8 protein-coding genes are annotated in these 11,801 nt (G+C 43.9%); 3 read left to right on the forward strand and 5 right to left on the reverse strand.

The genetic code is table 11. The annotated features are described in order from the left end of the window. The first annotated feature begins 190 nt into the window (after window positions 1-190). The 3 genes from mnmG to CZ794_RS09960 all read left to right on the forward strand — a co-directional run bounded on the left by mnmG (window position 191) and on the right by CZ794_RS09960 (window position 3,592). The gene (gene mnmG, locus CZ794_RS09950) at window positions 191-2,089 is read left to right on the forward strand and encodes a tRNA uridine-5-carboxymethylaminomethyl(34) synthesis enzyme MnmG (protein ID WP_087041435.1); all 1,899 of its coding nucleotides are present in this window, start codon (window positions 191-193) and stop codon (window positions 2,087-2,089) included. Between the two features lie 203 nt (window positions 2,090-2,292). Beyond that, window positions 2,293-2,502: a ChaB family protein gene (locus CZ794_RS09955; RefSeq protein WP_087041436.1), complete on the forward strand. Its 210-nt coding sequence runs from the start codon at window positions 2,293-2,295 to the stop codon at window positions 2,500-2,502. Window positions 2,503-2,632: 130 nt separating this feature from the next. Further along, on the forward strand, window positions 2,633-3,592 hold the full coding sequence (locus CZ794_RS09960; protein ID WP_087041437.1) for an AEC family transporter: 960 nt from the start codon (window positions 2,633-2,635) through the stop codon (window positions 3,590-3,592). An 85-nt stretch (window positions 3,593-3,677) separates the two neighbouring features. On the opposite strand, the gene CZ794_RS14080 is transcribed toward CZ794_RS09960, so the two are convergent. From CZ794_RS14080 to katG, 5 genes are all read right to left on the reverse strand, one after another. After that, window positions 3,678-3,830 (reverse strand): hypothetical protein, encoded by a 153-nt coding sequence (locus tag CZ794_RS14080; protein ID WP_179207282.1) that lies wholly within the window; start codon window positions 3,828-3,830, stop codon window positions 3,678-3,680. A 45-nt stretch (window positions 3,831-3,875) separates the two neighbouring features. Further along, a complete protein-coding gene (locus CZ794_RS09965; protein WP_087041438.1) occupies window positions 3,876-4,880 on the reverse strand; it encodes an LLM class flavin-dependent oxidoreductase in 1,005 nt (334 codons plus the stop codon). Window positions 4,881-5,138: 258 nt separating this feature from the next. Next, the gene (locus CZ794_RS09970) at window positions 5,139-7,685 is read right to left on the reverse strand and encodes a membrane-bound PQQ-dependent dehydrogenase, glucose/quinate/shikimate family (RefSeq protein WP_087041439.1); all 2,547 of its coding nucleotides are present in this window, start codon (window positions 7,683-7,685) and stop codon (window positions 5,139-5,141) included. Window positions 7,686-7,893: 208 nt separating this feature from the next. Next, window positions 7,894-8,823 carry a LysR substrate-binding domain-containing protein gene (locus CZ794_RS09975; RefSeq protein WP_087041440.1) on the reverse strand — a complete coding sequence of 310 codons (930 nt, stop codon included), beginning with the start codon at window positions 8,821-8,823 and terminating at the stop codon, window positions 7,894-7,896. 284 nt (window positions 8,824-9,107) lie between these two features. Then, window positions 9,108-11,297: a catalase/peroxidase HPI gene (gene katG / locus CZ794_RS09980; RefSeq protein ID WP_087041670.1), complete on the reverse strand. Its 2,190-nt coding sequence runs from the start codon at window positions 11,295-11,297 to the stop codon at window positions 9,108-9,110. Window positions 11,298-11,801: the final 504 nt, after the last annotated feature.

Genomic DNA, 11,801 nt, shown 5'->3' on the forward strand with positions numbered 1-11,801 from the left:
AGTTTTGGTTGTAGCGTTTTTTAAGTGACAAAAAATTGTTATAATTACTGGTTATCTATTTAAGTTTTAAACACTTATATCATCCGTTCTTAAAATAAGAGTAACGCTCATTTATAGGGCAGCAAGCGTATGACAATCAATACGTCGCTGGCTGGCAACAATAAAATATCGTTATTCAAGCGAGGCATGCATGCAGTATCCAAAAAATTACGACGTGGTAGTGATCGGTGGTGGTCATGCTGGCACAGAAGCAGCCCTAGCGGCCGCACGGATGGGCGCGCAGACCTTGCTGTTGACGCATAATATCGAAACGCTTGGGCAGATGAGCTGTAATCCCGCGATCGGTGGTATCGGTAAATCGCATCTGGTACGTGAGATTGATGCGCTTGGCGGGGCAATGGCGCTCGCAACGGACAAGGCGGGTATCCAATTTCGCGTATTGAATAGCCGGAAAGGGGCTGCTGTACGAGCCACACGTGCCCAAGCCGATCGTATCCTCTATAAAGCGGCTATACGCCATACGCTTGAAAATCAGCCCAATCTGGATATCTTTCAGCAAGCGGCGGATGATATTTTGGTAGAAAACGGTCGTGCGACAGCAGTTGTTACTTCTACTGGAATTATTTTTAAAACGGAAACGGTTGTATTGACCTCAGGTACTTTCTTGGGCGGGGTTATTCATATTGGCCTTGAAAACTCAAACGGTGGACGTGCAGGGGATCAGCCTTCGATTAAGCTTGCTGACCGTCTGCGTGAGCTAAAGCTGCCAGTAGGACGCTTAAAAACGGGTACGCCAGCTCGTATCGATGCCCGTAGCGTTGATTTTAGCGTGATGACCGTACAGCCAGGTGATACACCGCTGCCAGTCATGAGTTATATGGGTGATGTGTCGATGCATCCTGAGCAGGTTAACTGCTATATTACACATACCAATGCGCGTACTCACGATATTATTCGTGAGAACCTTGATCGTTCACCGATGTTTTCTGGCAAGATTGAAGGCGTTGGTCCACGATATTGTCCTTCTATTGAAGATAAGATTCATCGTTTTGCTGATAAAGACAGTCATCAAATCTTTATCGAGCCAGAAGGCTTGACCACGCATGAGTTGTATCCAAATGGTATTTCGACCAGTTTGCCGTTCGACGTGCAGTTAGACTTCATTCATAGTATGAAAGGGCTTGAGAATGCGCATATTACTCGTCCAGGTTATGCCATTGAATATGATTATTTTGACCCTCAGAGCTTGAAGCCAACGCTTGAAACCAAATCGATTGACCGCTTGTATTTTGCAGGTCAAATCAATGGTACGACAGGCTATGAAGAAGCGGGCGTACAAGGTCTTTTAGCAGGTACCAATGCGGCATTGGTTACGACCAATAACAGTGAGTTTGACACATGGACGCCTCGTCGTGACGAAGCGTATCTAGGCGTGCTTGTCGATGATTTGATTACGCATGGTACCAATGAGCCGTATCGTATGTTTACCAGTCGTGCAGAGTATCGTTTGTTGCTGCGTGAAGACAATGCCGATCAGCGTTTGACCGAGATAGGTCGCAAGCTTGGTTTGGTTGACGATGTGCGCTGGCAAGCCTATCAAGAGAAAATGGAAGCCATCGAGGCTGAGTCTGCAAGATTAAAAGACATGTGGGCAACGCCGACCAATACATTGGGTCAGCAAGTGAGTGCGCAAACAGGCGAGGTGTTGTCAAAAGAAGCGACCGCTTATGACTTGTTAAAACGTCCGCAGATTCATTTTGCTGATATTGCCGCTATCACTGATTCAAAAGTGGATGCACAAGTGGGTGAGCAGATAGAAATCTCTGTCAAATACGCAGGTTACATTGATCGTCAGCAAGAAGAGATTGATCAAATGAAACGTCTGGAAAATACAGCGTTGCCAGTAGATTTTGACTATACGATAGTATCAGGTCTTTCTAATGAGATTGTACAGAAGCTAACCAAGGTACGACCTGCTACGCTTGCTCAGGCAGGACGCGTGAGTGGAGTGACGCCTGCGGCTGTCCAGCTATTAGCAATGACCGTTAAAAAACAGAAAAAAGCTGCCATGGCATTAAACTTGTCGTAGCAAGCTAAAATCTAGAAAGCAAAGTAAGAAAAGCTTATAGCGTCATTTCGTTATAAGCTTTTTTTATGCTCAATTCTTTAACAATGTCAAAACAACTTAACACGGCTTTATGCTGTTTTGATGGTAAATAATAGGTAGAATGGAAAATTCTTATTAATGATGCTAGTTTGTTACTGAATTTCTTACTGAAAAGGAATGTCTTTATGCCTTATGATAAATTATCAGACCTGCCACCTGCGGTAAAAAACAACTTACCCAAACATGCTCAAGAGATATTTCAAGCAGCTTTTAATAGTGCAAGCAAACAGTATGATGAAGAGTCGCGTTGGTTTGCGACGGCATGGGCTGCTGTTGAAAATGTTTATGAAAAAAACGCTGATGATGAATGGGTAAAAAAACCTGATCATAAATAACAAAGCGTCGTAGACTTACCTCAAAATAAAAAATTTATCCATTTCCGATTGTTTACATTGACCTACAACAGACAGATTGTCACTGCTTTGAACATCGGGCTGTGAGAATGCTGCTGATTCGAGCTTACTTATGATTGAAGCCATTATTTTTGCGATTACCATTGTACTACCCAACCTTGCTTTGATGGGGTTGGGTTTTTTTATGCAACGCCGCGGCCAAGCCAGCCAGAGTTTTATTGACCAGTCATCAAATTTTGTCTTCAATTATTGTTTGCCCTGTCTATTGTTTTTCAGTGTGGCCGATAGTAACGTTGATTATGCCAAGCAAATCACGCTAATAGGTGTCGGAATCCTTGTCACCTTTACTCTGTTTATTGGGGCAGAAATTTACGCTAAATACTTTATTAGTAAACCTGCTGATCAAGGCGTGTTCGTACAAGGTATTTTTCGTAGCAACATGGCCATTATAGGTTTGGCCACTGTTTACAATGCTTACGGAGATGCAGGGTTAAGTATCGGCGCGGTTTATATGGGCGTAGTCACCATATTGTTTAATATTTTGGCCGTGATTACTCTGAGCCGTGTGTCGAAAAAGGTGGGAGATACGTGGGGCAGTCGCATCATCATGGTATTCAAAAAGCTGAGTACCAATCCTCTCATCTTGGCATTGTTGGCGGCGTTTGCTTATAAGGCGCTTGGATTACCACCGATCACAGGGGTTATTCATGTCACAGGTGATTTGTTGGCAGCGGTCGCCCTACCATTAGCACTGATTTGTGCAGGCGCTAGTATTGATTTGAAATCCATGCTACGTCTGTCTGGATTGTCCATGCAAGCCAGTATTGGGCGTATTATCGTTGCACCGCTGATGGCTATTGCTATTGGATTGGCATTTGGTTTATCAGGTGTACACATGGGCGTGCTATTTTTGATGGTAGCCTCGCCAGCCGCCGCCGCCAGTTATGTAATGGCAAAAGCCATGGGTGGCAACGATGTGCTTGCGGCAAATATCCTAGCTTTTACCACGGTAGTAGGCATGTTCGGAATGGCGTTTGGTGCAGCAATCCTACGTGCTTTGGGTCTTATGTAGTATCCTGTACTCTATAATAAGAAGTAAGACAAATAAAAAGCCCTTTTCACAATTGAAGAAAAGGGCTTTTTATTACTTAAACTGACTACTTTAGATGGTCTTGATTGCGACTGTCTTCTCGGCGTTGTTTGCGTTTAGGACTGGTGCGATACGTAAGGTATGCAAAAATAGCCATCACAACGATAAACGCGACAATGTACAAAAATATTGATGAACCAATGAAGCTTGAGGTTTCCATGACCTTTTTCTCATTATAGTTTATCAATAATTATGCAATCGCCAATCATGCTTGTAAAGTAAACAAGTTTAGCTCAGATGTAAGTTCAAGTGAACGCAGGCGCGCCGCTTGATCATAAACATTGGCAGTGACAATCATCTCATCTGGTTGGTGTGTGGCAATAAACGCAGCAAGTTTGGGTCTGACTGTTTCAACTGAGCCAATGAATGAAACTGACAAGGCATTATCCACCATCATTTTTTCTGCTTGACTCCAGATACTGTCCATATCATGTGTTGGTTTTGGCATTTGACCCGTTTCACCGCGGCGCAATCGTACGAAGCTTTGTTGTGCTGAGGTAAAGTGATAGTGCGCAGTTGCATCATCATCTGCAAGTAGTAGGTTTACCGCCAGCATCACATAAGGTTTATCTAGATAGGCAGATGGTTTGAACTGTTCACGGTAAGCGGCAATGGCTTGTGACATCATCTGCGGGGCAAAATGTGAAGCAAACACATAGGGTAGGCCAAAATGTGCAGCTAAAGTAGCCCCAAAAAGTGAAGAGCCTAAAATCCAAATAGGAACGTTTGATTTTGCACCAGGGAACGCCTGTACAGGACTACCGTCTGTATCATTCCCTAAAAAGTACATCAATTCTTGTACATCTTGCGGGAAGCGCTCAGCATCTTTCATTTGGCGACGAAGCGCCTGAAAGGTTGCGCCATCAGTACCAGGGGCGCGACCAAGTCCCAAATCAACACGATCACCATACAAGGCTTGCAAGGTACCAAATTGCTCAGCGATAACAAGCGGCGCATGATTTGGTAGCATGACGCCACCTGCACCAATACGGATACGTTTGGTTTGGCTACCTATGTGTGATAATAAGACTGAGGTTGCGGCACTAGCGATACCCGGCATGTTGTGATGCTCAGCCATCCAATAGCGATTCAAGCCAGATTTTTCTGCTTGCTGTGCCGTTTCGACAGTTTGGGCAATACCTTCGGAAATTGTCTTACCCTGAGGAACAGGAGCTAGGTCTAAAAAAGAGAGGGGGATTTTGTTACTCATAAAGTGTCCAATAAAGTTATTCATTATTTTCTCTTGATATGCTTATCATCGGTATCGATTTCAAGCTATGTTACTGAGTGGTAATAAATCATAACAAAGACGGATTATTGATGATTAAGGCGTTTAATGAGCAACAATATCCGTTAAGAGATAAGCCTGTCACTATAATAAGAATCATCAGGACATAAAAAAGCAGGTAGCCTAAGTTACCTGCTTTTTCAAAATGATGTTATTTAACTGAATGGTTATTTGAGTCGATTATTTAGCTTGACCACCAAGCTTATAAGCCACCACATAATCACCAATCTTCGTACCTACTGAACCATGTCCACCAGCTACCAATACCACCATCTGCTCACCTTTAGAGTTCAAGTAAGTCATAGGCGTGGCTTGACCACCTGCTGGAATACGAACATTCCATAGTACGTCGCCATTTTTTAGATCATAAGCGCGGAAGTTGTTCTCAGTAGCCGCTGATAAGAAAGCCACACCACCTTTGGTGATGATAGGGCCACCGATACCAGGTACACCTAGCTCAAACTTCAATGGAATAGGAGATAAGTCTTGGACCGTACCATTTTTACGTTGATAGGCAATCTTACCTGTTGCTAAGTCAGCGCCAGCAATCGTACCCCATGGTGGCTGCTGACACGGTATACCTAAAGGTGATAGGAAGGGTCCAAGCTCGACCGCATAATCTGCCCCTTTGTTAGCATTAACCCCATGCTCACCTGTATTGGTTTCTGCATCACCAAGATTTTCTTTAGGAATAAGCTTTGAGGTAAACGCCAAATAAGTTGGCATACCAAACATCACGCCATTTTCAGGATCGACAGCAAGGCTACCCCAGTTAAAGGTACCGAAGTTACCAGGATAGACCAATGTACCATTGGTTGATGGTGGCGTGTAGCGGCCATCATAATTAAGTTGATTAAATTCAATACGGCACATCATTTGATCGATAAGGCTTCCACCCCACATGTCTTTTTCAGTCAGTGGCTCAGGTTCAAAGCTCAAACCAGAGTATGGTTGCGTTGGAGCAGCATGTTCGCCTGCAACCAAGTAACCTTGCGGTGCATCACGTTCTTTGATTGGTACGATTGGTTCGCCTGTCTCACGATTCAATACATACACATCGCCTTGCTTGGTAGGAACAACAAGGGCCGGTTGAACGCCAGTGTCAGTCTTCAAGTCAATCAAACTTGGTTGGGCAGGCGTGTCCATATCCCAAAGGTCATGGTGGACAAATTGTTGAACCCAGCGCGCTTCACCTGTTCTAATGTCTAAAGCGACAACAGACGTTGCATATTTTTCTTCAGCCGCATTTCGATAGCTACCCAATTGATCTGGTACACGATTGCCCATCGGGAAATAGACCAAACCAAGTTTTTCGTCCGCACTGGCCGTTGACCATGAGTTAGGTGAACTGGTTTTATACGTCTGTGTTGGATCATTGACGTCGAAAGGTGCTGTGTTGTCAGGATCACCTGAATCCCAGTTCCACAATAGCTCGCCAGTATTGACGTCATACGCGCGAATCACACCAGAAGGTGAATTAACGTCGTAGTTATCATTGACTGCGCCTGCCACAACAATCGTATTACCTACCACGATCGGAGGCGACGTAGAATAGTAGTAACCTGCTTGTTTGAATGGCATGTTGTGCATTAAATCCAATGCACCATCTTCACCAAAATTCTGACAACGTTGTCCAGTATTTGGATCAAGTGCATATAGTTTGGCATCAGAAGTTGGGATAAATATCTTGGCATCGCATTGTTTAGACGCGTTTTCAAAGGTATTACCAGCCACTTTTTGTGCCATCACATTGCTGGTCGTAGTTGCTTTATTGGCAACAGCTACACTACTAGCACTATCATCACTTGCCTGTGCAGTGGCTGCTGGAGGCGTGCTACTTGTACCAGCTTGACCAGCATAGTAAGACACACCGCGACAGCTTTGATGCTGACGCTGTAGGTTTTCTCCCACTTTAGGATCAAATTTCCATAAAGTCTCACCAGAGTCAGCATCTAAGGCTAACACCCAGTTATGCGGTGTACACAGATATAGTGCGTTACCAATTTTAAGAGGGGTGGCCTCGTAAGTGGTCTCACCAACATCATTAGGACCTTTGATATCCCCAGTTTGGATTTGCCAAGCAAGCTCTAAGTCTTTGACATTATCAGTATTGATTTGAGTCAAAGGAGAGTAGCGCTGGCCATAATCTGTACCACCATACGCACTCCATTCACCCTCTGGTGTTTGCTGACCATTTGATAATGGGTCACCAAGATTGGCAGAAGTGTCGCCTTTATTAGAGGCAGTTAAATCAAGTTCACCCAATTTATCAGTAGCGTTGTTTGCTAAGCTACCAAAAGAGAGTAGTGCACCCACAACCACACTTGCTAATAACCCCCAATAGTAAAGCGGGTTCTTTTTAACAGTGTCGGAAGTTCTTGGGCTGTTAGCACCTGTCGCGACTTGAGTAGGCGCTCCATGCATCTTTTTAAAGACCCATGGGAATAGCATCAGCACGCCAAAGATGAGTGGGAAGCCCAAGCGAGTTGCTAGGGCCCACCAATAAAATCCAGATTCCCAAAGCGCCCATATTAGTGTTACAACGATAAATATCGCGTAAACCCCGTAAGCGCTCCAGTGTTTTTTGAACAATAAAAATGCTGTCGTTAGCATGGCAATGCCAGCGAAAAGGTAGTACGGACTACCTCCTAGAGAGAGCAAGTAAGCACCGCCGACAAGCAAAGGGACGGCAAAAACCGCCATAATGATCGCTACGAATTTTTCCATGAGCGGTATAACCTGTTTACATAGAAGCAAATGGACATGCACTGATCGACACCCAGCAAAAATGAGGCGCCCATCAATACATGCATAAATAATAAATAAGGAAAAGAAACGTTGAATCACGTTTCAGACTCCATTTTATCATTTATACACAAGCTCGGTAAAGGAGGTGTAAGTTTGAATCATTATCAATAGGGCTAACTACTGTGGTCTAATTGTTAAATTGTTTTTGACAAAGCTCCATAAAAGCACGTCCATACTGACGAATTTCTGCATCATCGCGCACGGCCATCCAGCTGGTAAAACGACCAAAGTGATCGACTGGAATCGCTGTTAAGTTTCGATAATGGCTTGGCTCAAAAGCCATCTCAGCAATGATACCGATGCCCAAACCCAAACCAACATAAGTACTGATTACATCTGCATCAAGCGCTGCCAATACGATATCAGGCTCTAAACCAGCTGCTGCAAACGTTTTGTCAATTGCACCGCGCCCTGTAAAGCCGCCATGATAGGTAACGATTGGATAGCTGGCAAGGGTTGGTAGATCAACAAATTCTTGATTGGCAAGCTCGTGATCGCTTGGCACGATAACGCGATGTGTCCAGTCATAGTATCGATAGCATCTTAGATAATTATTGTGAAGTAAAGACTCAGTTGCAATACCAATATCAGCCTGACCACGAATAACCATCTGCGCGATGGTTTCAGGATCGGCCTGCTGTAAAATCAAATTGACCTTAGGGAAACGTGCTTTGAACTCTTTTACTACTTGCGGTAAAACATAACGCGCTTGGGTGTGAGTCGTAGCAATGGTGAGTGTGCCGATGTTTGGATTGTTAAAATCGAGGCTCAAATTTTCAATGGTACGAATTTCTGCAAAGATGGACTCGATATGTGGCATGAGCGCAGTACCCATGGTCGTAAGACCCGTTAGGCGCTTGCCTTGACGAACAAACACTTCTGTTTTGAGTTGATTCTCAAGTGCAGCAATGTGTTTTGATAAACTTGATTGACTGGTATGCAATACCATTGCTGCTTGACTTAAGTTATAGCCATTAATCACCGTATGCCACACTGTTTCCAACTGTTTAAGCTGAATTTGCAAATGTCGCTGATTAACTACTACATCGATTGCCATAACCTAATCCTATTGGGTAAATATACAAAGCCTGTTTGTATACATAAAGTAAAAATGTATAAATATGGATAATGGAGTAGTGTAAAACAAAGTTATTATTCTTGTATATAATAAATAGCTATCAATTTATAATATTTGGGAATATAGAGTTTTTTTTGGTAAATGGTATCTACTAACAGCATACTTGCTGAAGGGTCACAAGAAAAAACAGCTACCTTTTGAAAGATAGCTGTTTTTGGTGTAATTAAACAGTGATTATAGTTTAAGGTTATACGTTAAATCATTCATACAGTATCAAAACGATCTGCATTCATAACCTTACTCCAAGCGCGAACAAAGTCATGCACGAATTTCTCTAAATTATCGTCCTGCGCATATAGCTCAGCATAAGCGCGCAGTATAGAGTTTGAGCCAAATACTAAATCCACGCGGCTGGCTTGCCATTTAGTATTACCTGTACTGCGCTCACGTATTTCGTAGCTACTGACCGTATCGCTTGGCTCGTCGCTTGTATTGACGGGGTGCCACGTGTAATTCATATCGGTCAAGTTGACAAAGAAATCATTGGTAAGCACGCCAGCCCGCTCGGTAAAGACGCCTTGTTGACTCTGACCATAATTGGTGTCCAAAACGCGCATACCACCGACAAGTACTACCATCTCAGGAGCCGTCAACCCCATCAACTGACTACGATCAAGCAACATCTCTTCTGGAGAGACTGCATAGTCTGCTTTTACCCAGTTGCGGTAACCATCGTGCAAAGGCTCCAAATCAGCAAAAGCTTCTGCATCAGTCATTTCTTCATCCGCATCACCTCGGCCTGCTTTGAATGGTACGGTGATATTTACGCCAGCTTCGTCTGCGGCTTGTTCAATCGCAGTATTACCTGCTAGCACGATGAGATCGGCTAAGCTGACGTTTTTGTCAAACTCAGCTTGAATACGTGTCAAAGTTTCAAGTACGCGCTGCAACTGCTGAGGCTCATTACCCGCCCAATCTTTTTGCGGTGCCAGACGGATACGAGCGCCATTTGCCCCGCCGCGATAATCTGAGGCACGGAACGTACGAGCGCTATCCCATGCAGTAATAATCAACTCGCGACGGCTCAAATCACTGTCCAATATTTGCGATTTTAAGGTCGCAATCTCTTCATCGGTCAAGTCAGTATTGCCAGTAGGAATAGGATCTTGCCAAATAAAGTCCTCACTTGGTACATCTGCACCCAAGTAGCGAGATTTAGGACCTAAATCACGGTGGGTCAGTTTAAACCATGCTTTGGCAAACACTTCATCAAAGTACGCTGGGTCGTCATGGAATTTCTCTGAAATTTTGCGGTAGACAGGGTCTTTAATCAAGGCCATATCCGCATCAGTCATGATAGGATTGCGGCGGACACTTGGATCATGAGCGTCTAATGGACGATCTTCTTCTTTGATGTCCGTTGGCTCCCACTGCCAAGCGCCTGCTGGACTTTTGGCTAATGCCCAGTTGTGATTCAATAGAAGCTCAAAATAGCCATGATCCCATTGAGTGGGATTGGTCGTCCACGCGCCTTCAATACCACTTGAAACAGTATCACCTGCATTGCCACGACCTTTAGGATTGCGCCAACCTAGACCTTGCTCTTTAATGTCAGCGGCTTCTGGCTCATCTTCCAATATCGTGGCGTCACCATTACCATGACATTTACCAACGGTATGTCCACCAGCAGTTAAGGCAACGGTTTCTTCATCGTTCATGGACATACGCGCAAACGTCGTACGCATGTCTTGAGCCGTTTTTAGTGGATCAGGATTGCCATCAACTCCTTCAGGATTGACATAGATCAAGCCCATTTGTACCGCTGCTAATGGATTCTCAAGCGACTCACGATCTTTATCACTCTCATAGCGATTTTCGGTAGGCGCTAACCATTCACGCTCAGAACCCCAATATATGTCTTTTTCTGGATGCCAGATATCAGCGCGACCACCAGCGAACCCGAGAGTTTTAAAACCCATTGATTCATAAGCCATATTGCCTGCTAGAATCATTAAATCTGCCCAAGACAGCTTATTGCCGTATTTTTTCTTGATGGGCCACAATAGGCGACGTGCCTTGTCTAAGTTGACATTATCAGGCCAGCTATTTAGCGGTGCAAAACGCTGATTACCAGTGTTAGAGCCACCACGGCCATCAGCACTGCGATAAGTACCCGCCGAGTGCCATGCCATACGAATCATTAAGCCACCATAGTGCCCCCAATCTGCTGGCCACCATTCTTGTGACTCGGTCATCAAGTTTTTCAAATCCGTTTTGACGGCTTCTAAATCGAGTTGCTTAAAAGCTTCAGCATAATCAAAGTCTGCTCCCATTGGATCAGTCTTTTTGTCTTGCTGATGCAATATGTCTAGGTTTAAACTGTTTGGCCACCAGTCGGTCGCAGCAGAGGCTGTGGTAGTATGCGCTTGATGCATGACAGGACAGCCACCCATACTAGGGCGCTGCGGTGCGTGTGTATGATCGACGTTTTCACTATGAATCGTCGGTCCCTTATCATCACCTTGATCATAGGTTGTATTAGTAGAAGCATCTGCTGGATTGCTATTATGGTTTACAGGACAACGTCCCATATCTGATGCTTCATTCTTATCGGCGTTGGTAGAGGTTGAGTCGGTCATGGCATAACTCCTGTACTATGATGATAGAGAGATTCAATAATTAATTATAATAAGCATTATTTATACACAGATCATAGCTAAATATCATGGTTTTACAAAACATATATATATGGATTATAAGTTTTAAATAACCAATCATAAAAAAGTGTATTTACCGTATCTTACCTTTTATAAGCCATAAGTTAATGTAAAAATATCTAGTCAAGGTAGAGGTTCTCAAGTACCATAACTGGATTTTGTTGCGATAAGAGTATTGGTGCAACGTTGAGCAATTTTTATCAATCCTTGTTGATAGTAAATACTTATAATGATTGATAA

It is taken from the genome of Psychrobacter sp. JB385 (assembly GCF_900163785.1).
Lineage (GTDB): Bacteria > Pseudomonadota > Gammaproteobacteria > Pseudomonadales > Moraxellaceae > Psychrobacter.